This is a genomic window from Rhodococcus rhodochrous (assembly GCF_014854695.1).
GTDB lineage: Bacteria > Actinomycetota > Actinomycetes > Mycobacteriales > Mycobacteriaceae > Rhodococcus.
The window spans coordinates 1,713,941-1,736,254 of record NZ_CP027557.1 but is presented as its reverse complement, the minus strand read 5'-3'; the positions used below and the strand labels follow the sequence as shown (position 1 = coordinate 1,736,254).

At 67.2% G+C, this 22,314-nt stretch carries 21 protein-coding genes; 4 read left to right on the top strand and 17 right to left on the bottom strand.

The annotated features are described in order from the left end of the window. Positions 1-6: 6 nt before the first annotated feature. The 4 genes from C6Y44_RS08050 to C6Y44_RS08035 form a co-directional block, all read right to left on the bottom strand. A complete protein-coding gene (locus tag C6Y44_RS08050) occupies positions 7-1,659 on the bottom strand; it encodes an amidase (protein WP_159418766.1) in 1,653 nt (550 codons plus the stop codon). After that, positions 1,656-2,624 (bottom strand): carbon-nitrogen hydrolase family protein, encoded by a 969-nt coding sequence (locus C6Y44_RS08045; RefSeq protein WP_159418767.1) that lies wholly within the window; start codon positions 2,622-2,624, stop codon positions 1,656-1,658. The genes C6Y44_RS08050 and C6Y44_RS08045 overlap by 4 nt, the downstream gene beginning before the upstream one ends. A gap of 72 nt (positions 2,625-2,696) precedes the next feature. Further along, positions 2,697-3,782, bottom strand: coding sequence for a pyrimidine utilization protein A (gene rutA / locus C6Y44_RS08040; protein ID WP_159418768.1), 1,086 nt, complete (start codon positions 3,780-3,782; stop codon positions 2,697-2,699). 132 nt (positions 3,783-3,914) lie between these two features. Beyond that, positions 3,915-4,964: a LacI family DNA-binding transcriptional regulator gene (locus C6Y44_RS08035; RefSeq protein ID WP_159418769.1), complete on the bottom strand. Its 1,050-nt coding sequence runs from the start codon at positions 4,962-4,964 to the stop codon at positions 3,915-3,917. Positions 4,965-5,139: 175 nt separating this feature from the next. On the opposite strand from C6Y44_RS08035, the gene C6Y44_RS08030 reads away from it, so the two are divergent. Both C6Y44_RS08030 and C6Y44_RS08025 read left to right on the top strand, forming a co-directional pair. Further along, positions 5,140-5,604 carry a hypothetical protein gene (locus C6Y44_RS08030; RefSeq protein ID WP_159418770.1) on the top strand — a complete coding sequence of 155 codons (465 nt, stop codon included), beginning with the start codon at positions 5,140-5,142 and terminating at the stop codon, positions 5,602-5,604. Then, the gene (locus C6Y44_RS08025; RefSeq protein ID WP_216850658.1) at positions 5,577-6,617 is read left to right on the top strand and encodes a DDE-type integrase/transposase/recombinase; all 1,041 of its coding nucleotides are present in this window, start codon (positions 5,577-5,579) and stop codon (positions 6,615-6,617) included. The genes C6Y44_RS08030 and C6Y44_RS08025 overlap by 28 nt, the downstream gene beginning before the upstream one ends. Positions 6,618-6,667: 50 nt before the next feature. On the opposite strand, the gene C6Y44_RS08020 is transcribed toward C6Y44_RS08025, so the two are convergent. From C6Y44_RS08020 to C6Y44_RS07970, 11 genes are all read right to left on the bottom strand, one after another. After that, complete coding sequence (locus C6Y44_RS08020; protein ID WP_145691918.1) at positions 6,668-7,468, bottom strand: ABC transporter ATP-binding protein; 801 nt, start codon at positions 7,466-7,468, stop codon at positions 6,668-6,670. Further along, entirely contained in the window at positions 7,465-8,517 is a 1,053-nt protein-coding gene (locus C6Y44_RS08015) for a FecCD family ABC transporter permease (protein ID WP_372462307.1), read from the bottom strand. The genes C6Y44_RS08020 and C6Y44_RS08015 overlap by 4 nt, the downstream gene beginning before the upstream one ends. Continuing rightward, a complete protein-coding gene (locus C6Y44_RS08010) occupies positions 8,514-9,533 on the bottom strand; it encodes a FecCD family ABC transporter permease (RefSeq protein WP_174247160.1) in 1,020 nt (339 codons plus the stop codon). The genes C6Y44_RS08015 and C6Y44_RS08010 overlap by 4 nt, the downstream gene beginning before the upstream one ends. Positions 9,534-9,553: 20 nt before the next feature. Continuing rightward, the gene (locus C6Y44_RS08005; protein ID WP_159419275.1) at positions 9,554-10,588 is read right to left on the bottom strand and encodes an iron-siderophore ABC transporter substrate-binding protein; all 1,035 of its coding nucleotides are present in this window, start codon (positions 10,586-10,588) and stop codon (positions 9,554-9,556) included. Between the two features lie 142 nt (positions 10,589-10,730). Beyond that, positions 10,731-11,516, bottom strand: a complete 786-nt coding sequence (locus C6Y44_RS08000; protein WP_159418773.1) for an AraC family transcriptional regulator — start codon at positions 11,514-11,516, stop codon at positions 10,731-10,733. 58 nt (positions 11,517-11,574) lie between these two features. After that, positions 11,575-14,097 carry a phosphoenolpyruvate synthase gene (locus C6Y44_RS07995; protein ID WP_159418774.1) on the bottom strand — a complete coding sequence of 841 codons (2,523 nt, stop codon included), beginning with the start codon at positions 14,095-14,097 and terminating at the stop codon, positions 11,575-11,577. A gap of 115 nt (positions 14,098-14,212) precedes the next feature. Continuing rightward, a complete protein-coding gene (locus C6Y44_RS07990; RefSeq protein ID WP_159418775.1) occupies positions 14,213-15,268 on the bottom strand; it encodes an AAA family ATPase in 1,056 nt (351 codons plus the stop codon). Then, positions 15,268-15,897 (bottom strand): nicotinamide riboside transporter PnuC, encoded by a 630-nt coding sequence (gene pnuC, locus C6Y44_RS07985; protein WP_159418776.1) that lies wholly within the window; start codon positions 15,895-15,897, stop codon positions 15,268-15,270. The genes C6Y44_RS07990 and pnuC overlap by 1 nt, the downstream gene beginning before the upstream one ends. A 120-nt stretch (positions 15,898-16,017) precedes the next feature. Then, entirely contained in the window at positions 16,018-16,896 is an 879-nt protein-coding gene (locus C6Y44_RS07980) for a sulfurtransferase (protein WP_159418777.1), read from the bottom strand. A gap of 102 nt (positions 16,897-16,998) precedes the next feature. Beyond that, the gene (locus C6Y44_RS07975; protein ID WP_159418778.1) at positions 16,999-18,363 is read right to left on the bottom strand and encodes an MFS transporter; all 1,365 of its coding nucleotides are present in this window, start codon (positions 18,361-18,363) and stop codon (positions 16,999-17,001) included. A 180-nt stretch (positions 18,364-18,543) separates the two neighbouring features. Then, positions 18,544-19,764: an MFS transporter gene (locus C6Y44_RS07970; RefSeq protein ID WP_159418779.1), complete on the bottom strand. Its 1,221-nt coding sequence runs from the start codon at positions 19,762-19,764 to the stop codon at positions 18,544-18,546. 11 nt (positions 19,765-19,775) lie between these two features. Here C6Y44_RS07970 and C6Y44_RS07965 point away from each other — a divergent pair, with 11 nt between their 5' ends. Continuing rightward, on the top strand, positions 19,776-20,441 hold the full coding sequence (locus tag C6Y44_RS07965) for a FadR/GntR family transcriptional regulator (protein ID WP_120282032.1): 666 nt from the start codon (positions 19,776-19,778) through the stop codon (positions 20,439-20,441). Between the two features lie 9 nt (positions 20,442-20,450). On the opposite strand, the gene C6Y44_RS07960 is transcribed toward C6Y44_RS07965, so the two are convergent. Next, positions 20,451-20,810 carry a hypothetical protein gene (locus C6Y44_RS07960; RefSeq protein WP_159418780.1) on the bottom strand — a complete coding sequence of 120 codons (360 nt, stop codon included), beginning with the start codon at positions 20,808-20,810 and terminating at the stop codon, positions 20,451-20,453. Positions 20,811-20,892: 82 nt separating this feature from the next. Here C6Y44_RS07960 and C6Y44_RS07955 point away from each other — a divergent pair, with 82 nt between their 5' ends. Then, positions 20,893-21,459, top strand: a complete 567-nt coding sequence (locus C6Y44_RS07955) for a helix-turn-helix domain-containing protein (RefSeq protein WP_159418781.1) — start codon at positions 20,893-20,895, stop codon at positions 21,457-21,459. Here C6Y44_RS07955 and C6Y44_RS07950 read toward each other — a convergent pair. Further along, complete coding sequence (locus tag C6Y44_RS07950; protein ID WP_159418782.1) at positions 21,448-22,266, bottom strand: NmrA family NAD(P)-binding protein; 819 nt, start codon at positions 22,264-22,266, stop codon at positions 21,448-21,450. The genes C6Y44_RS07955 and C6Y44_RS07950 overlap by 12 nt on opposite strands. Positions 22,267-22,314 lie beyond the last annotated feature (48 nt).

Genomic DNA, 22,314 nt, shown 5'->3' with positions numbered 1-22,314 from the left:
GCACGGCTATCCATCGGACCGGCGGTTGTGGACGTCGGTGACGGATTGGAGGACCTGCGCCAGGCGCAGGCACGTGTCGTCCGCCCACGGCCGTCCCACCAATTGCACGCCGACCGGCATTCCGTCGGAGAAGCCGGCTGGCGCCATGACGGCGGGCAGGCCGAGGTAGTCGAACAGGCCGGTGTTGCGGCCGACGATCGACTGCATCGGGTACCGCGCCCCGTCGATCTCCATCGTCACGTCCGACAACCGCGCCGCCGTGGCGCCGATCCCCGGCGTGACGAGCACATCGATACCCGCGGTGTCGAAGGCACGGATCGCTTCCTGCTGGGCGAGCGTGCGCCGGCGCACCGACCGCAGATAGTCCACCGCCGAGGGCACGAGTCCGCGCGCGATCCGCACCTGCGTGCCGATGTCGTACAGCGCGAACTTCTCGAGGGCGCCCTCCTGGTTGGAGGCGAGCTCACAGGTCATGACGATTGTGACGTCGTCGTGAAGACGGTGGGTGTCCGGGATGTCGACCGGCACGATCTCCGCGCCGAGGGTCCGGAAGGTGCCCACGACGGTCTCCCAGGCGGCGAGTACGCCGGCGTCGCACAATTCGGTGAACCAGGCAGTAGGTACGCCGAGACGTACGCCGGCCAGTGAGACCGGCCCGGTGGTGCCGGTGGCGGCGAGCCCGTCCCGTACCTGCCGGACCGTCTCGTCCGGGACGGCGGCAGGGTCGTACCCGTCGGGCCCTGCAAGCACTTCCAGGACGATCCGCAGGTCGGCGGCGGAGCGCGCCATGGGACCGATGTGGTCGAGGGTCCACGACAGCGACGCGACGCCGGTGCGCGGTACGAGACCGTAGGTGGGCTTGATGCCGGTGAGGTTGCACAGGGCGCTGGGCACGCGGATGGAGCCACCGGTGTCGGTGCCGAGAGCGAGCGGGACCAGTCGCACGGCGAGGGCGCCGGCCGATCCGGTCGACGAGCCACCGGTCCATCGGGTCCGGTCCCACGGGTTGGTCACGGCACCGTAGCGTGCGTTGTGCGGCGCACCGCAGGCGAACTCGGTGGTGGCGGTCATGAGGACCGGGATGGCACCGGCCGCGCGAAGGCGTGCGACGACGGTCGCGTCGGTGACAGCGATGCGGTCGCCGGTGGTGCGCGAGCCGGCGGTGACGGGCGCTCCGGCCACGTCGATGATGTCCTTGACGGCGAAGAAGATGCCTTCGAGCGGGCGGGCGGTGGCGTCGCTCCATCGTCGGTCCGAGTCCGCAGCCGCGTCGTCGGCGCCCTCGATCACGGCGAGGATTGCCCCTCCGGACAATCCCGGGTCGCTCCACCGGGCCCGCAGCGCGTCGAGGACGTCGGTGGGTGTGGTCGCGGCGGACCGATAGGCGGCGAGCAGGTCGAGGACGCCGAGTTCGTGCACGGGTGCCTCGGTGCTAGCGGAGTAGGCCGGCGCTTCGATCGGCGACGCGAGGACCGGGCTCGCCGCCAGCAACGCCGCGGAATGCGCCGGCTCGCAGGCCCAGCCGTCCGGCACCGGGGCCAGGGGCGTGTGTCGCCCCGCCTCGAGAAGCGGCTCCATGTCGGCGCGGGCCTGCGGGAGCAGGTCGTCGACGGTCGTGGCGGACGCGGCGGTGAGGTCGGGGTAGTCGGTGGTGGTCACCGGAGCACCTCCGTGGTCGCCGGGGTCGGCCGCGGCAGCGGAGCGGGCCTCACGGTGCCCGCGGTGAGATCGGCGAGCAGACGCAGGACGTCCGGGCGCCGGTCCCGGGTCAGCGGAAAGGCGGTGCGTTGCGCGGGGACGGCGTCGAGGTCGAGGGTGAAGCGCAGCGTCTCCCCGGCACGATGGGCCGGAGCCTGGGCGACGATCGCACCGTTGGGGGCGATCACGCACGACAGTCCGAAGTAGTCGACCGTCACACCGTTGAGGGTTTCCGGGCCGGCGCGGTTGGCCGCGACGATCCACATCTGCGATTCGAGAGCGCGCGTCTGCAGTTCGGCGAGGAAGAGGTCCTCGCGGGTGCCGAGCGACGAGACGATCGCGAGCATCACCTCGGCGCCGAGGGCACGGGCGACCGCCCAGTTCTCGGGGAACGTGCGGTCGTAGCAGATGACGCACCCGAGCCGGGTGCCGAAGGCGTCGACGGTCGCGGGCGCCTGCCCGGGCGCGAAATGGTACTTCTCGTCGATGTCCACGTCGCCGACCTTGCTCGCCGGCAGCGACAGCTTCCGGTAGGCGGGGAGTGTTCCGCCGTCTGGGGAACGCCAGCTCAGGATCTCGCCGGTGGCGTCGATCATCACGACGGAGTTGTGGGTGACGTCGTGGGCTGTACGTTCGAAGAGACCGAAGGCGATGGCGCAACCCAGTTCTCGCGCGAGCGCACCGAACAGGTCGGTGGCGTCACCGGGGATCGTCTCGGCCCAGGACGTGCGGTCGACCTCGTGACTGGTGCAGAAGTAGGGAGTGGTGATCAGTTCGGGCAGGACCACCAGGTCGGGCGTGGTGCCGTCGCCGTCGGGTGCAGCTGCCGCGCGCACGAGGGCGGCGATCCCGGCAAGGTTGCCGAGGAGGTCCTCGGTCAGTTCGCCGGCCTGAACGATGGCAACGTCGAGGGTGCGCGAAGTCAAGAGGAACCTCCTGGAAATGGGAGGACGGGTGGGAGCGCGGCTCGACGCTCGCGCTCCCACCCGCCGTTCGTGTCAGGCTGCGGCGGCCTGGATGGTGTTGCGGCTCTTCATCAGAGGTTGGATACGGGTGCCGAAGTTCTCGATGCCCTCGACGAAGTCGTCGAAGGTGAGCATGATGCCCTTGATACCCTCGAGCTCCGCGACCTCGTCGAGCATCTTCGCGACGGTCTCGTAGGAGCCGACGAGAGTACCCATGTTGAAGTTCACCGCGCCCTCGGGAAGCGAGATGGTCTTCGCCGTGGAGGAATCGTCGGCGGTGGCGTCGGCGGCGGACTGATCCGCCATGTAGCCGAGTGCGGCGAGGTCGGCGTTGTCGTGGTAGTCCTGCCACTTCGCCTGTGCCGCTTCGTCCGTCTCGTCGGCGATGATCATGAACAGGGTCAGCGCACCGACGTCCCGGCCGGTCTCACCAGCCGCGTCGACGAGGGTCGCCACGGAGTCCGAGATGGCGGTCGGGGTGTTGATCCCGGTGCCCATGATGAAGTTGAAGTCGGCCATCTCGGATGCGAACTTCATGCCGCTCTTGGACTGCCCCGCCGCGACGATCGGCACCCCGCCTCCGGTCGGGCTCGGTGACAGGACGCACTCGTCCATCGTGTAGTGCTCGCCCTTGAAGTTGCTGACACCGTCGGCCCACAGCTGCTTCATCACCGTCACGTACTCGGTGGCCTGCGCGTAGCGGTAGCCGAAGTACTCGTCACCGGGCCACAGACCCATCTGCGTGTATTCGTTGGGCGCCCAACCGGTCACGATGTTCACACCGAACCGACCGGGAGCGATCGAGTCGATCGTCGACGCCATCCGGGCGACCATCGCCGGCGGCAGGGTGAGGATCGGAGTGGAGGCGAACAGCTTGATCTTCTCGGTCACCGCCGCGAGACCGGCCATGAGCGTGAACGATTCGAGGTTGTGGTCCCAGAACTCGGTCTCGCCACCGAAGCCCTTGAGCTTGATCATCGAGAGTGCGAAGTCGAGGCCGTGCTTCTCGGCCTTCTGCACGATCGTCTTGTTGAGTTCGAACGAGGGCATGTACTGCGGGGCGCTCTTGGAGATGAGCCAGCCGTTGTTGCCGATGGGGATGAAGACGCCGATTTCCATGTCACTCACTCCTGAGAGGCGGGGAGATTCGAGGAAGCGATCCGGCGGCACTGCCTGACTCGCTGTGACTTCGAATGTATTCAGGAGTTGTTGCCGGATGTGTGTCGAGGGGTAACGGGATTGTTGCCCGCGTTAACGATCGGCGACGGACTGCGCAAACGGCACCGCGCAGGGTGCCGCACTCCCCCGCGGCACCCACTCGACGTCGAAGTTCCGATGCACCGGCCGTCCCTCGTCCCCGTCGATCCGCGCCAGCAGCAGCTCCGCGGCGGCCACAGCCATGTCCTCGAGCGGTTGGCGCACGGTCGTCAGATCGAAGATCGACCAGCTCGACTGCTGCAGGTCGTTGTATCCCACCACCGAGACCTCACCGGGCACATCGAGATCGAGCCGCTTGGCGGCGTCGAGCGTGCCGTAGGCGATGTAGTCGGTCGCACAGAACACCGCCGTGGGACGAGCCGGTCCGGCCAGCAACGTCAACCCACCGGCGAGACCCGTGGCGGCGTCCACGGCACCACGATGGACGCGTCCCTCGTCGATCGGCACACCACGCTCCTCGAGCCGGTCGCGGAAGCCCTTCTCACGCAATCGGATGCTGGGGTTGTCCAGCGGACCGGAGATCAGAGCGATTCGGGTGTGCCCCGTGTCGATCAGATGGTCGGCGACAAGCCTGCCACCACCGATGTTGTCGGAGGTGACCCGATCCACCCGGTGCGCGTACCGGCCGTCGACGTCGCGATTGAGGATGACGAGGGGAATCTTCCAGTCGATGATCTCCGACACCATCGGTGAATCCAGTCGCGAGGAGATGAACACGACCCCGTCCACCAGTCCCCCGCGCAACGCGAGGATGTCCTTATCCAGAGATCCCTCGGTGCGGTCGCTCATGAGCAGGACCCGGTAGTCGTTGCGGGCGAAGCAATCCTGCAGAGTGTTGACCAGCGTCGGGTACGACGGATTGTGCAGGTCGCCGCTGACGATCCCGATGGTCGACGACTTCCGGGTGATCAGGCTCCGGGCCGTGACGTGCGGGACATACCCCATCTCCTTCGCGAGAGCCCGGATGCGCAGGCGGGTCTTCTCCACGACGCGCGGGTCGTCGCGCAGGGCGCGCGAGACCGTCGATTGCGACACCCCCGCGCGGCGGGCGACGTCGTAACTGGTGACCGACCTGTTCCCCATTCCCGGATTGTAGGGACACGAGACAGGGAGAGCAGAGTTCGCGCGGAGAACAGGACGAACCCTCCGGCCTCTCCCGCGCATTCGCTACGACTTCTGCTATCCGCTGCAGAAATTCGTTGGTTGTCAGGATGGTCGTGAGACATCCTGACAACCAACGCGGGGATCGGAGTAACAGATGTCCGACCTCATCACCCTCCCCGTAGGACGAACCCGACAAGGCCACCGCGCGTTCTCCATGGCCTACAAGATCGAGTTCTTGCGCCGATGGGACACCTGCGTCGAACGCGGAGCCAAGACCCGACTGCTGCGCGAGAACAATCTCGCCGAAGGCACCGTCCGCCGCTGGCTGCAGGCCCGCGATGAGGGACACTTGCAGAAGTCGATGGTCGAAGCAGCAGACAAAGCGAGGGACCGATTGGATAGTCGAGACCGCGCGGAGCTTGCCAAACTCCGCCGCGAAAACGAACGCCTCCGCGACAAGGTCGCCCAGAGCGACGCCGCCGTGGAGATCCTGGGAAAAGCATTCGAGCTCTTGCAGGGGATCCACAAGACCTCGACCGACGAGACCACCGAGATCCCGCCGGCATTGATGAGCGCACGCGAGTACGCGCTGTGGCTCGAGCGCAGAACATTGTCCTGACCGACATCGTCACCGAATTGACCGAGGCGGGAACGTCCGTCACCCGGGGGTGCGCGCTCGTGGGAATCGCTCGGTCGAGCTACTACCGGCGGGCCCACCACTACCGGCACTATCAGCCGGTCACCGATCCGATCCCGCAGCGACAGCGGCAGCAACCAGCGGCGCTGTCGCCAGCCGAAAAGGACACCATCATCGCGTTGATCCTCGCCGAGGAGAACGCGGATCAGTCTGTGTGTCAAATCTATTGGCGTTCATTCGACGACGGATTGGTGGACTGCTCGGAGGTCACATTCTATCGGGTGGCCCGGGCCGAGAAGCTCACCGGGGACCGGCGCCGCAGCCGCACCGGAGGACCGTCGACGTCGCGGCGCACACCGGTCGTCGAGGCCCTCGACGTCGGGGACCTGTGGTCGTGGGACATCACCACGCTCAAGGGGCCCCGCACGCAGGACCTGTTTCGGTTGTATCTGGCGATCGATGTGTACTCACGGTTTCCGGTGGCGTGGCGTATCGAGTACCACGAGGACAAGGCAAAAGCGGTGGAAATGTTCACCGAAGCGTTCACCGCGTTCGGGGCGCCGGGCGTGCTGCACGCCGACAACGGGGCATCGATGCGGTCGGGGTTGTTGCTCGATGCCCTCGCCGGGGCGGGGGTCGTGTCGTCGTTCTCTCGTCCACGGGTCAGTGACGACAATCCGTTCTCGGAGTCTCTGTTCAAGACCATCAAGTACGACCTGACCTGTCCGGATCGTTTCGATGATATCGATCATGCTCGGCGGTGGACCGAGGACTTCATGAACCGGTATGCGCTCGAGCACCGGCACGGCGGGCTGGGACGTTATACGCCGGTGTCGGTGTTTCTCGGCAGTGCCGCCGAGGAACACCGACGTCGGCAGGAGCGTCTCGACCGGATCCACGAAAAGTATCCGCAGCGGTTCCGTCGTCGACCGGCAGCGCCGGCGTTACCGCAACCGACGGGAATCAACACACCTGTTCTGTCTCAGACAGGTTGACAACTTCCGAATTTCCGTAGCGGATGACCATTCCTGTAGCGGATGGACGGTCACATGATGTGGTGCCGGCCCACGGGCAGGACGAGCGGCTTGCCGGAGACCGGATCGGAGATGACGCGGCTGTCCAGACCGAAGACGGCCTTCACCGTCTTCCCGGTGAGCACGTCCGAGGGGTCCCCCGACGCGTAGATGCTGCCGTCGGCCATCGCGACGAGGTGATCGGCGTACCGCGCGGCGAGGTTGAGGTCGTGCAGCACCATCACGATCGTCGTGCCGCGGTCGCGGTTGAGGTCGGTGAGCAGGTCGAGGACCTCCACCTGGTGGCTGACGTCGAGGAAGGTGGTGGGTTCGTCGAGCAAAAGAAGGTCGGTCTGTTGCGCCAGCACCATCGCGATCCACACGCGCTGCCGCTGACCGCCCGACAGTTCGTCCACGGAGCGCTCGGCGAGTTCGGTGGTGTGGGTGGCGGCGAGCGCATCGGCCACGGCCGCGTCGTCCTCGCGGCTCCAGCGCGAGAGCACCCGCTGGTGCGGATGCCGGCCGCGACCCACGAGGTCGGCGACGACGATGCCCTCGGGTGCGATCGGCGACTGCGGCAACAGACCGAGGGTGCGGGCGAGCTTCTTGGCGGGCAGGCGGTGGACGTCCTTGCCGTCGAGCAGGACGTGCCCGCCGCGCGGCGACAACAATCGCGACATCGACCGCAGCAGCGTCGATTTCCCGCACGCGTTGGCGCCGACGATGCACGTGATCCGCCCCGGCGGCACCTGCAGGTCGAGGTTCTCGACGACGGTGCGGTTGCCGTAGCCGAGTTCGAGATTCTCGGCGATCAGGGTGTGCGTTGCGGTCACAGCGAGCCTCCCGCGCGGTTGGAGCGAATGATGAGGTAGACGAGATAGGGCGCGCCGAGCGCACCCGTCACCACGCCCACCGGGTAGCGCGTGCCGAAGGCGTACTGGCCGACGAAATCCGCGACCAGCACGAGCAGCGCCCCGACGAGTGCCGCCGGGACGAACAGCGACGTGCCCCGCCCCACGATCCGCGCGGCGATCGGGCCGGACAGGAAGGCGACGAATGCGATGGGTCCGGCCGCGGCGGTGGCGAACGCGATGAGCCCGACCGCCGAGACGATCGCGAACACGCGTGTGCGTTCGACCCGCACGCCGAGTGCCTGCGCGGCATCGTCGCCGAGCTGGACCATCGACAGGTTGCGGGTCTGCACGAGCAGCACCGGTCCCAGCACCAGGAGGGCGACGATCACGGGCACCGTCGCCCCCCAGGTCGCACCGTTGAGGCTGCCGGTGAGCCAGCGCATCGTCTCCTGCAGGTCCCACGTCGCCGCGGTGCTCAGGAGATAGGACGTGACGCTGTCGAGCATGGCAGCGATACCGATGCCGATGAGGATCAGGCGCGTGCCCGCCACCCCGCCGCGATAGGACAGTCCGTAGATCAGGAGAGCCACGGCGAGACCGGCGACGATCGCGAAGACCGACACCCCGGTGCCACCGAGTCCGAGCACGATGATGGCGAATGCCGCCGCGGCACTCGCGCCGGAGCTGATGCCGATGATGTCGGGGCTTGCGAGCGGGTTGCGCAGCATCGTCTGGAAGGTGATGCCGCCGAGCCCGAAGCAGATGCCGGCGACCACCGCGAGGACCGCGCGAGGAAGCCGGAGGCGGCCGACCGTGAAGTTCGCGCCGGCCACGTCCTGTCCGAGGACGACGCGCAGCACGTCCGCGGGCGGGTAGAAGGTCCGGCCGAACATCAGGCTCGCCACGAAGGCCGCGACCACGAGGGTCGCAAGCACGGCGATGACGAGACGGCGTCGGCGTCCCCGTCGTATCCGGCTCGCGGCGAGGTCGTCGATGCCGGTGTCGATGGTCTCGAGTGTGGCGGTCACAGTTCGCGCAATTTCTGCCGTCGGACGATGTACACGAAGAAGGGCGCCCCGATGAGCGCGGTGATGATGCCGACGTCGATCTCGGCGGGTCGCGCCACGATGCGGCCCACGACATCGGCGGCGGTCAGCAGTCCTGCTCCCACGAGAGCGGAGAAGGGCAGCAGCCACCGGTTGTCGATGCCGATGAGCAACCGGCACAGGTGCGGCACGACGAGGCCGACGAACGCGATGGGACCGGCGATGGCGGTCGCCGCCCCGCACAGCAGCACCGCACCGAGCGACGAGATGCCGCGGGCGAGAGCGACGCGCTCTCCGAGCCCGGCAGCCATATCGTCGCCGAGCGCGAGCGAATTGAGGCTGCGCGCCGACAGCAGGCAGATGGCGAAGCCGACGACGAAGAACGGCAGCGCCTGGGAGATGGCGTCGTAGTTCGCGCCGCCCACGCCGCCGATCTGCCACGACCGCACGCTGCCGGCGATGTCGCCGCGCGGCAGGATCACGGCGGTGACGAACGACGCGAGCGCCGCCGAGGTGGCCGCACCGGCGAGGGCGAGTTTGAGGGGTGTCGCTCCCCCGCGCCCGAGCGACCCGATCGTGTAGACGAACACCGCAGCAGCGGCGGCACCGATGATCGCGATCCAGATCATCGAGGTCTGCGTCCACAGCCCGAACCACGCCATGCCGATCACGACGGCGAGCGAGGCGCCCATATTGACGCCGAGAATGCCCGGGTCCGCCAAGGGATTACGGGTCACCCCCTGCATCACGGCACCGGCGAGACCGAGCGCCGCGCCGACCAGCAGCGCGAGCACCGTGCGCGGGATGCGTTTGGCGATCGCGCCCTGACCGATGTTGTCGGTGGCGCCGCCGAGGGCCGCGACGATGTCGGCCCAGTCGACGTTGCGCGAACCGATCGTGATCGATGCGATCACCAGCAGGACGAGCACACCGAGCAGAACGAGAAGCCAGACGGAATTGCCGATGGCCGAGCGCCCCTTCTCGGGGGCGCTCGGCATCGACTCGTCGTGGAGTGCGGTCACTCCGCGTTCGTCTTGGCAGCTGCGTCGGAGAGCAGCTGGACGTAGTCGGAGAGGACCCAGGAGATCGCCAGCGGCGTCGGGTTCGCTGCGGTACCGAGCGGGCCGGAGCCGTCGAGGAAGACGATCGAGCCGTTGCGGACGGCGGGCATCTGCGACAGCAGCGGGTCGGCCTCGAGCGCGTCGACGAGTTCCTGGTCGCCGTAGGTGACGATGATCTGTACGTCGTCGAAGACGTCGACCTGCTCGGCGCTGACCTTCTTGGAGAAGGCGTCGTCGGTGGAGGCGTCCGCGACGCTCTTCGGGGTGGCCAGTCCGAGGTCCTCGAAGAAGGCGGCGCGGGTGTCGTTGGCGGTGTAGAAGCTGACCTGGCTCAGGTCGGCGGTGTCGACGTGGGTGAGGAACATCGTCGCCTTGCCCTCGAGTTCGGGGTGGGCGGCGGCCGCGTCGGAGATCTCCTGCTCGAGGCTCGCGACGAGCTCCTTGCCCTCCTCGGCCATACCCAGCCCGGCGCTGTTCAGTTCGATCATGTCGCGCCACGAGGTGGCCCAGGGAGCTTCGGGGTACGCGACGACGGGAGCGATCTCGCTGAGGGTCTCGTAGTCCTCCTGCGTCAGACCGGAGTAGGCGGCGAGGATGACGTCGGGGTTCGTGTCGGACACGGCCTCGAAGTCGATGCCGTCGGTTTCGTCGAACAGCACGGGGGTCTCGGCGCCGAGTTCCTCGAGACGTTCCTCGACCCACGGCAGCATGCCGTTGCCGTCGTCGTCACCGAAGTTGGCGGCTGCCATTCCCACCGGCACGACGCCGAGCGCGAGCGGCACCTCGTGGTTGGCCCAGTTGACCGTGGCGACGCGTTCGGGCTTCTCGTCGAGGGTGACGGTGCCGAGCGCGTGCTCGATGGTGATCGGGTACTCGCCCGAACCGGAGCCGGACTCGGCGGTGTCCGAGGAGTCGGAGGATCCACAGGCGGTGAGACCGAGGGCGACCGCGACGGATGCGGCGGCGATCGTCAGGAGGCGCTTCGAACGCATGGAGGCAGAACTCACTCTCGTACTGGATGGGGACTCGGCCCTATCTGCCGCGAGCAGTTAGGCGAGGTTTGCCTAAACCTAATGTCGAAACCAGGTCCGGCGCAATCGCTCGATCGGGACAGCTCCTGTAGCGATCGGGACATCAGCCTACGCGGAACATCCCGGGCGTCGTACCGGTGATCCGGCGGAAGGCCGCACCGAACGCACTCGCCGATCGGTAGCCCACCTGTTCAGCGACGTCGTCGACGTCGGTGCCGTGACCGAGCAACATCACCGCTCGCTGGGCACGCACCGCCGCGACCCAGCGTCCGAGACTCAGACCGGTCTCCGACCGGAACGTGCGAGTGATGGTGCGGGTACTCACCCCGAGTTCGGCCGCCCAGTCCGAGAGCGTCCGCGGATCGCTCGGGTCCTCGGCGATCGCCTCGACGATCGGCCGCACGACCGGCGACGAGGGCACCTGCACCATCAGTTCGTTCTCGGCCGGTGCGAGCACGTCGATCACCATGCGTTCGGTCAGCGAGCGCGAGTCGTCGCCGAGACGATCGTCCGTCAGCCGGTCGAGCAGCAGTCGCAGCAGGGATGTCATCTCCACCGCCACCGGTCCGTCGGACAACGACGGGGCCGATTCGATCCCGAAATGCGCGGTGCGGTACCAGGTTCCGGCGGGCAGGACACCCCAGTGCAGCACGCCCGCCGGAATCCACAGGCCCATGGTCGGGGTGATCGTCCATGTGCGCGAACCGATGGTTGCGGTGGAGGCACCCCGGTCGTTCCACAGCAGTTCGTGCGTCGGATGCGAATGCGCTTCGAAGCGGGTCTCGCGGGAGACGAGCTCGTCCATGCCCGCGATGACGAAGGGCACGTCGATCTCGCCGGCCTCGTAGACCGGCAACGTCCTGCTCTCGACCGCCTCGACGCTCTTCACCCGACGCCCTCCTCCGCTCCGCGACGACGACAATCCTCACACGTCCCGCCGCCGCGGCTCAGGTCAGGATCTCGACGTACCCTTCCGTGCCGTGTACGCGGATACGCTGCCCGTCGCGGATGATGCGGGTCGCGCCCTCGACACCCACGACGGCCGGCAACCCGTACTCGCGCGCGATGACGGCGCCGTGGGTCATCACACCACCGACCTCCGTCACCAGCGCGCTGACGGTGACGAACGCCGGGGTCCAGCTGGGGTCGGTGAACGCGGTGACCAGGATGTCGCCGGGTTCGAGATCGGCCCGGTCCATGTCGGTGACCACGCGGGCGCGGCCCTCCACGACACCGGTGGACACCGCGATACCGGGCAGGGCACCGTCGGGCAGGCCGTCACGGCTGTACGCACCGGTGAGTGTCTCGCCTGTCGACAGCAATACCCGAGGGGGTGTGAGAGTGGCGAACGATGCGAACTCCCGCTTCCGCTCGGTGACGAGGTCACCGACCGGACGTGGTGCGCGCACCACGTCCTCGAGTTCGTCGAACCTCAGGAAGAAGATGTCCTCCTTCTCGTCGATCACCCCGGCTCGGACGAGACGCTCCGCCTCACGCAGCAGCGCCTGCTTGTAGACGAAGTAGCGGCCGACCATGCCGTACTTCGGATACTCGCGATATCCCGCGAAAGCGCGGACCCGGTCGACGAGCCTCTCGATCTCCCGCGCCTTCTGCTCCCCGTCGGGCAGACCCCGGACGCGTTCGAGGAGTTCGCGCTTCTTCTCCTCCGCTCGGCGGCGACCCTCGTCGAAACGCTGTGCCGCGGCACCGGGTTCGAAGTTGTCGAGATTGCTCACGACCATCGGCACCAGCATCGTGGGGCGCTCACCCCACCTGGGCCGGGTGATGTCGATTTCCCCGACACACCGCCTGCCGTACTTGCCGAGGAAGTCCTCGAATGCCGCTCGTACCTGCGGTCCGCCCTCACGCGCGCCGAGTGCGTCGAGGAAGCGTGCGTCGTCGAAGCCCTCCTCGTCGACCTGCCGCAGGAACGCCACGACGTCCGGGTACGGGCGCGCGGCATCGGCGACGTCGAGCAACGCCAACCCCATCTCCGACGTGACGTTGTAGGGCACCGAGCGGGAGACGACGTCCGCGACGTTCTTCTTCCCCAACCATTCCTGCCCCAACTCGTTGAGCCGCTCGGCCGCCTGCATACCGGCAGCGAGCACCTCTCCGACCTCTTTACCGAACAACGAATCCTGCAGCTCGCGGATGTCGGCGCGGATGATATCGAGTAGCGCCGAACCGGTTTCGTTCTCGATGAGACGTGCCGATTCGACGATCGCGGCCTCGTTGCGGGCGACGAGTTCTGGCACGACGGCCGGGTCGATCGCGTCCGGGGCAGGTGGCAGACCGACCCGCGCGGCAGCAGGGTCGTCCGGGCGCGTCGGGACGAATCCTCGATCGAGCACGGTTCGCAGCGCGTCGCCGAAGAGCGGGTCGGAGCTGCCGATCATCCCGACGATGCCCGGTCCCTGGGTGGGTGAGGCCAGCATGGGCGTGACGTCGACGAAGAGCCGTCCACCCGCGTGTCGCATGGGCGCACGACTGGTCAACTGCCACATGGAGATTCCCAGTGGCTTCAGCGGATCGGTCATCATCTGCTGGTGACCGACGGACAGGTACACGTGGTTGTCGTCGTCGCCGGCCTCCGGAACGGGGAACAGCGTGGTGATCGGGCGGCTCTGCACGATGTGGAAGACGTCGTCGGCCAAGCACCATTCGATGTCCTGGGGACGCCCGAAGTGCGCTTCGATGCGTCTGCCCAGCTGCACGAGTTCGACGAGGTGCGTGTCGGTCAACACCGGTACCTTCTGGCGCTGCGTCCGGTCCACGACCTCGCCGGCACGCACCGCGTACGCGTCGGCGTTCACCAGACCCGACACCAGGTCGTCACCCAACCCGGCGACCGCATCCACCCGGGACACCGTGCGGTCCGAGGTGACAGGATCGGCGGTGAACAGAACACCCGAGGCCTGCGGGAACACCATCCGCTGCACGACCACGGCCATATGCACCTTCCGGTGGTCGAAGCCGTTGTTCACCCGATAGGCGACGGCGCGCTCGGTGAACAACGAGGCCCAGCACCTGCTCACATGCCGAAGAACGTCCTCGACGCCCCGGATGTCCAGGTAACTGTCCTGTTGCCCCGCGAACGACGCCGTCGGCAGATCCTCGGCGGTCGCGCTCGAGCGCACCGCGACAGGCACGTCCTCCCCGAGGTCGCGGACCCACGCGGCGATCTCCTCCGCGATGTCGCCAGGGATCGTGCACCCCTCGATCTCCGCACGAATCCACGCGCTCAGCGCTGCGATGTCGTCGGGTTCGGCATTCGCGAGTCGCTCGAGCAGGTCGTCGACATGCGGTAGCTCGGAGAGCACCGTCCGATAAGCGTCCGTCGTCACGCAGAACCCCTCGGGCACGTCGACGTCGGCGATGCGCCACAACTCCCCCAGACTCGCTCCCTTGCCACCCACGATCGACACCGCCGTGCGGTCGATCTCCCGAAAATTCTGTACGTAACCCATTCCAGCTCCCCACCTGCGACTTCAATGCTGTGTGGGCGAGTATGAACCCAATTTTCGATCCTCATGAGGGCCGAGGATCCGGTATAACGTGAGAAGGGGAAGACGAAATCCACCTCTACAGCGGCGCGCCGAACTGCGAGCCCAACCGCAACGCCTCGTCCGCCACCCGTTCCGCCAGGTCCACCCGTTCCTCGAGACTGCCGGTGAGCAACACCCACGAGCGTCCCGTGGCAGTGAGCGCGTCGACGAACCACTCCGTCATCCGCGCGCGGATGTGCTCGCCGTCCCGGATGCCGTCCTGCACGAACGGAACACCGCTGTAGTCGGTGAGCAGGTACAGCGCTCGCCGGTCGCGGACACCGCGCCACGCCCGCTCACTGCTGCCGAGATAGCGTCGCTCCCACACGGTGGTCGCGAAGGCATCGGTGTCGCAGACGAGCAGCGGAGACCCCTCCCGTGCTGCCCGTTCCTCGAGTCGCGTCTGTTCGACGGCGATGTTCTCGAAATCGTCGCCGGTCCACACGATGTCGTCGATGGTTCCGGTGCCGAGCTTGTCGTAGGTGGCCTGCCGGCCGTATTCCGGCACCCAGCCGGTTCGTTCCCACACATCACCGCGATTTCGGAATCGTCGCACCAGTTCTCGGCTCACGGTGGTGGTGCCCGTGGATTCGGCGCCGAGGACGACGATGCGGGTCGTGAGGCCGGCTCGGGCGGGTGCGTCGAGATCGTCCCAGCGCCCGGTGAGATCGCTGCGGCAGGCCGTGCCGGAGGCGGGATGCGCGACACGCAGCGGGTCGACGCACACGTGCGTGGCCGAGAAGTGTCGAGCGAGTTCGTCGCCGTACTTCTCGCTGGAGACCACCGCATCGACCGGAACATCGGTGACGGTGCGCGCGGCTGCTTTCATACAGGCGACCTGCGCGGTCCATACGGTGTCCGATTCCAGATCCATCGGTGCGTCGCACGGGATCCCCGTCACGGTGACCGCCGTGTCGGCGGCGTGCGATTCGCGCATCCACGACACGCGGTCGACCAACGGAATCGTCTCTGCCGCAGAGGACATCACGACGACGGTGACGCGTTCGGCTACTTCCGCGGCACGCCGGACGAGGTGATGATGACCGACGTGAGGTGGGTAGAACTTCCCGATGACGAGCGCGTGCCGATACATCAGCGCACCTCCACCAGTTGCCGCTCGGCCGCCATGGAGCGTCGCCAGGCGAGCAGGCCCCGAATGCACAGCAGCAGGAAGCCCGCGTACAACAGCGCCGTGAGCGTCAGCCCCTTGTGCAGGTAGAGCGGGATGTAGATCAGGTCGGCGGCGATCCACAGCAGCCACGATTCCCACCGTTTCTTCGCCTGTCCCCACGTCGCCAGCAATGACAGCACGGTGGTGGTTGCGTCCCAGAATGCGACGGTCGAGTTCGTCGCGACCTCCAGCAGTGCCGTCAGCCCGATCACCGCAGCGACACCGACGACCGCGAGCACGCTCCATTCGGTCGTGCTCGTGCCCGTCACCGGCAGGGCATCCCCGTCCCTGCCCCGCGCCCAGTTACTCCACCCCCACACGGCGAGCGCGATGTACACGACCTGCAGTCCGGAATCGGCGTAGAGCCCGGCGGTCGCGAAGAGCAGGATCCACACGAGATTGTTGGCGATCCCGATCGGCCAGTTGAGGATCGACTGCCGCCCCACCAGGTACACGCACCACGCGCCGCTGACGAAGCCGAACACCTCGGCCCAGGTGGTGGGCGTACCGAGCGCGGTGAACGCCGTCGAGTTCAGAAATGCGATCATCATCGCCGCCTTTCGCTTGTGGCAGCGATTAGATCATGTTTGCTCTAACTGATGCAACGGTGAAATCAACTTCGGTGTTCTCGACGGCGCTATACGACGTCGAGAACACCGAAGATTCAAACGTCAGCGGGGGTCGGGGCCCTCCACGAGCGGCAGGGATGCGTCGGCGGTCCACGCGTTGAGCGAACCGTCGTACACCGCAACATCCGACCGTCCTGCAGCTGCGAGCGCGTGCGCGAGTCCGGAGGCCGCGATGCCGCCGCCACAGTAGGTCACCGGCTTGACGTCCGGGTTCAGGGCACCCGCCTTGTCGAAGATCTCGCGCAGTTCCGCCGCCGGCTTCAAGCGTCCGGTCGACGGGTCGACGAGATCACCGAAGGGGATGTTGATGCTGCCGGGGATGTGTCCACGCCGCGGGTAGGACGGGCTCTCCCCGCGGTAGGTCGCGGGATCCAAGGCGTTGATGATCAGCGTGTTCGGGTCGTCGAGCGACGCCGCGATCTCCTCCGTCGACCGCACGAGCTCGGGCCGGTGCTGCGAGGTGAACGTCGCGCCGTGCGGGACCACCTGCTCGTCCGAGACGGGATACCCGGCGGCCTTCCAGGCGGGCAGCCCACCGTCGAGCACGGCGGCGTCGTCGAAACCTTCGAGCCGCAACTGCCACCACAGTCGCGCGGCCCAGATGCCGTTCTTCTGGTCGTACAGCACCACGCGACGTCCTTCACCGATACCGACCGCGCCGGCGGCGGTGGCGAACCGGTCCGACGGCGCCGCGGTGAACGGTTGCGGCGCTTCGTGATCGGAGAAGTCCGTGAACAGGTCGGCGTAGACCGCGCCGGGAATGTGTTCCTCCAGGTAGGTCGCCAAACCGGGTTCGATGTGCACGGACCCGTCCGGCGGCGTACTCAGGTGCACGGTGGCGTCGACGATGACGAGGTCCTCGTCCCCCAACTGCTCGTACAGCCACTCCGCGGAGACGGTGTTCGGCTTCGTGTCGTTCATCGAGGTCCTCCTCTGCTTTCGGTGTCTCCCTCCAGTAGAGCAGTCACAGGACTCCGGTGGGTTCGTCCCCGCTCAGCGGGGACGAACCCACCGAAATCGACGTCAGATCTGTTCGGTCCGGGCAGCGGCGAGGTTCTTGCCCCGGGTCTCCGACGCGATCCACGCGGCGAAGATCGTCACACACGCGGTACCGACGAGGATGAGGCTCAGCGGCAGGCTCGATCCGTCCGACGCGACCAGCAGGCTCGCCGCGATCATCGGCGTGAAGCCGGCGCCGATCAAGCTGGCGAACTGGTAGCCGAACGACACCCCGGTGTACCGCACGTCGGTGCCGAACATCTCCGACAGCATCGGTGCGAGCGGCGCGTACATCGCCGACTGCACGACCTGCCCGAACAGCAACGCGACCGTGAGCAGCGCGATCGAACCCGTGTTGATCATCATGTACAGCGGGAAGGCGTACAGCACCGCGACGGCCGCACCCGTGAGGCTCACCGCGCGACGTCCCACGCGGTCGGACAACGCCGAGAAGCCGGGGATCGCGAAGATCGAGACGACCGACATCAGCACCAGAATCCGCATGACGGTCGACGAGCTGTATCCCACCGATGTCGTGTAGGCGATGATGTGCGACGTGATCAGAGCCGTCATCGCGAACGGGCCGATACCCACCGCACACGCAAGGATGAGCGGGCGCGGACGCCGGAGCAACTGCAGCACCGGTGGTTTCGCCTCCGCGGCGTCCTCCGCTCTCGCCGCGGCCTGCTCGAAGACAGGACTCTCAACGACACTCATGCGCACGTAGAGGCCGATCGCCAGAAGCGCTGCGCTGGCGATGAACGGCAGTCGCCATCCCCACGATTCGAACGACTCGTCCGGCAGCAGGGTCGCGAGCATCACAGCCGACGTCGACAACAGGAATCCGATCGGCGAACCGAGCTGCATGAGGCCGGTCCACAGTCCGCGACGACGGTCGTCGGAGTGCTCGGCGACCATCAGTGCCGCGCCACCCCACTCGCCACCGACGGCGACACCCTGCACGACACGCAGCGTCACGAGAAGGACGGGCGCCAGCATGCCGATCTGTTCGTAGGTGGGAAGGATGCCGATCGCGAAGCTGGCGATACCCATCATCACCATCGTGATGACGAGCATCGACTTGCGTCCGAGCCGATCGCCGAAGTGCCCGAACACCAGGCCGCCCAGCGGTCGCGCGACGTATCCGGCCGCGAGTGTCCCGAAGGCGGCGATCGTCGAGACCGCCGAGTTCGACGACGGGAAGAACAGGTCGCCGAAGACGAGGGCGGCCATCGTGCTGTAGAGCAGGAAGTCGTAGTACTCGATGGTGGTGCCGAGCAGGCTCGACAGGGTGACCTTCCGCAGTTGCGCGATGTCACCTGACGGCGGGCTCTGTACGTCGCGCGCTGTGTTCGTTTCCTCGGTCGGGGTCGACGCAGGCTGCTCCATTCAGTACTCCTGGGGTCGCAGGGACGGAGTCGATGGGTCACAGCGGTTGCGTGATGCCCATCACTTCGACTCTGTCGACCCGGGCGAGACGATCCAAGGATGCGCCCGCTCAATGGGACGTTCCCGGAAGGCTCAGGACCGAACGACGATTTCGGTGGATCCGGCCCCGCCGAGCGGGGTCTAACCCACCGAAATCGGGCGGGCGTTCCAGCTGTCCTCGACCACCCGCGGCTTGCAGGCCTGATAGGCGCCGGTCACCAGTACCGCGACGGCGACCGTCATGAAGGCGAACGAGGCCGTCCAGCCCGAGGTGAGGTCGTGGAAGACACCGAACAGCAGCGGGCCCAGACACGCGACGGTGTAACCGACGCCTTGCGTGAAGCCCGACAGGGCCGCGGATCCGGCGTGGCTGCGGGAGCGCAGGTTGATGAGAGTCAGGGCCATCGGGAACGTGCTCGGCCCGAGTCCGAGCAGCACGATCCACAGGATCGGGGCACTCATCGGCGCGATCCACAGACCGGCGAACGCGATGAGGAAGCACGACGCACACGCCACGACCACCGGGAACGGATTCGTCATCCGCGCGCACAGCGACGGAGCGCCGAACGCGGAGACCAGGCCGAGCAGGGCGAACAAGCCCACCATCGCACCGCCGAAGGCAGCGCTGGCACCGGCGTCGGCGAGGATGTCCGGGATCCACGTGAACATCGAGTAGGTGACGAGGGATGTCATGCCGAACATGCCGGCCATTCCCCAGCCCACCGGCGACCGCCACACCCTGCCGTCGACGTTCCGGTCGACGAGAGCCACGTCCCCGGCATCGGCGTTCCGATGACGCAGCAGCACCCACACCCACGGAACGGCCGCGGCGAACCCGATGAGCGCCCACACTCCGAGCGAGACGCGCCAGCCGAAGGCGTCGGCGAGGGGAACCGCGACGAAGGCGGGCACGATGGTGCTCAACTGCACGCCGACGATGTATACCGAACTGACGAGTGCCAGCGTGTCGGAGAAGTAGCGCTTGACCAGAGGAGGGATGACGACGTTGCCGATGCCCATCCCACCGAGCGCGAGCCCCGACAGGAGCAGCAGCGACCACGTGTCGGTCATGAGCGCGCGGGTCGCCATACCCACACCGGCCATAAGCATTGCGATCAGCGCGGTGCGTTCGAGCCCCCATCGTCGGCCGAGCGCCGGGGTGGCGAGGCCGAAAGCCGCGAACATCGCGGTCGGGATCATGCCGAACACGCCGACGACCGTGGACGAGAAGCCGATCTCCTCACTGATCTGCGCGGCGAGCGGGCTGAACGAAGTGACCGCGAGTCTCAGCACGAGGGCCGACATCGCGATCGCACAGAACACCAACAGCCGACCACGCAGAAGACTCACACCGGAAATCATAGGATGATGGGATGACTTTGGGAAAACCTGTTCAGCGGACGAACCTGATCGAGCAGGTCACCGAGCAGTTGCGCAGTGAGATCTGCAGCGGACGCTGGAAGGTGGGCGAGAAGATCCCCACCGAACCGCAGCTGTGCGAGTTCACCGGCACCGGACGCAACACCGTCCGCGAGGCCGTGCAGGCACTCGTCCATACCGGCATGCTCGAACGCCGGCAGGGCTCGGGCACCTATGTCATCGCGACCTCCGACGTCACCGGCACCCTCGGCAAGTACTTCGCCACCGCCCACGAACGCGACGTCCTCGAACTGCGGCAGGCACTCGACGTCACCGCCGCCGTCCTGGCCGCGCGCCGACGCACCCCCGACGACGTGGCCCGGCTCGAGCAGTTACTCGCCGAACGCAACCGGTTGTTCGCCGGATCCGACACCGACGCCGCGGTGGCCGCCGACGTCGCCCTGCACCGCGGCATCGTCGAGGCCAGCCACAACGCGGTGTACCTCGAGTTCTACGACTCGCTGCTCCCGTCGATCCGGCGGACCATCGACCGGCACGTCCGCGTCACCGGTCTCGGTTTCGAACCCGAACACACCACCCTGGTCACCGCCGTTATCGCCGGCGACGAGAACGCCACCGTGGAGGCGGCGCGGGCACTGTTCGCGGAACTCACCGACTGAGGCCGCCGCTCATCGGACCCCGGCCGAGCGCAGGGCGTCCGCGAGGGTGTACGCCTCAGGAGAACTCAGGAGAAGTTCGTCGAACTCGACGCCGGGGCCACCCAGCGCGACGCGCAGCACCGGATGACCTCGCTTCATGGCGACCAGGCGCTTGATGCCGCGCGGGTGCCGGAAGGTGCCCACTTTCAAGAGGCCGGAGATCACCATGCCCGATCTGATGCCGAGGATCTCGGACGTCCATCCCGGGAGGACCTCCACACGGGTGATCGCCGAGATCGGCATCTCCATCGCGGCGCGGCGGACCAGAAAGGCTTCCCACCGAGAGAAGGACAGGTGGAGGGTTACGTTGTCGTATGTCGTTTCGGCCATGACGTCGGACCTTCCGTCGACGGTAAACTGGCTACAGCACTGAGAACATTATCACGGTGATAACAATGATGGGTAGGTACCGATGGCGAAGACGTCCCCGCTCGCGGAAGTCGTGCTGCACCCGGTTCGACTGCGGATCGTGCAGCAACTCGGAGGACGGCAGCTGACTACGAGCGACCTCCGGTCGGCACTTCCCGACGTCACCCAGGCCACGCTCTACCGACACGTCGCAGCATTGATCGACGCCGAGATCGTCACCGTCGTCGACGAACGTCGCGTGCGTGGAACCGTCGAACGCACCCTCGCGCTCGGCGACCGCATGGCACACGTCGGCCACGACGACCTCGCCGCGATGAGCGACGCCGAACTGCGCAATGCCTTCGTCACCTTCCTGGGTGCGCTCGGCGAGAGCTTCGACAAGTTCATCGAGGACGACGATCGGAGCCTGCGGGACTATATGGGCTTCGGTACCACCCCGCTCTACGTCACCACCGACGATCTCGCGGAGATCCAGAGCAGGTTCGCCGACATCCTCGCCCCGTATCGCATTGATACCGGTGACGACCGGATGCGCATCACCCTGACGACCGCGGTGATACCGGTTCCTCCCGGCGCTGCTTCCGAAGAGGAGAAGCGCTCAGAGGAGTAGACCTCGGCGGAACTCGTCGACGTGCGCGTCGGCCCACTGCGCGAAAGTCGTCGCAGGCCGGCCGAGCACGTCCGCGACCGCCGTCGTCGGCAGTTGCGGGTTGTCGACGAGTTCGGCGCGACCGTCGAGATACCAACCGGCGTACTCCCCCATCGCGTCGGCGAGCACCGCTTCGGCCTCCTCGCGTGGCACTTCGACGAACGGCACGTCGCGGCCGAGGGCACGTCCGATCTCGTGGACGATCTGCGGGTGGGTCAGCGACTCCGGTCCGGTCAGGTCGTACGTCCGGCCGGCATGCGAGTCGTCGAGCAGTGCGCGGGCTGCGACCGCGGCGATGTCCTCGAGAGCGATCGGAGCGTTCGCCGCGGTGGGATAGGCGCCGAGGACCCGGCCGGTCGTGCGGATCTGCCCGGCGAAGATGGTCGCGTTCGCCATGAACTCCCCCGGTTCGAGATGCGTGCACGGCAGACCCGACGCTTCGACGTCGGCCTCGATGCCGTGCCACTCCGTCCCGGGCCCTCCGGTGAGTGTGACGAACCGTTGCGCACCCGCATCCCGGGCGAGTACCGCAACATCGCGCGCTACGGCCGGAACCGGAGCAAGATAGACGGTGTCGATGCCGTCGAAGACGCCGTCGAGGGATTGCGGTCTGCCCACATACCCTTTCACCGCCTCCACGCCCGCGGGCAGTGCTGCCCGAGCGGGATCCACGGTCAGTGCGCGAACATCCGAGGCGCCTGCCCGCACCAGTTCGTCCACCACGAGTCTGCCGACGTTTCCGGTCGCCCCCGTTACGAGAATCGTCACCGCACCAGCGTAGGTCCGAGTCCGAATCGATGTCGGACGGTTACGTCT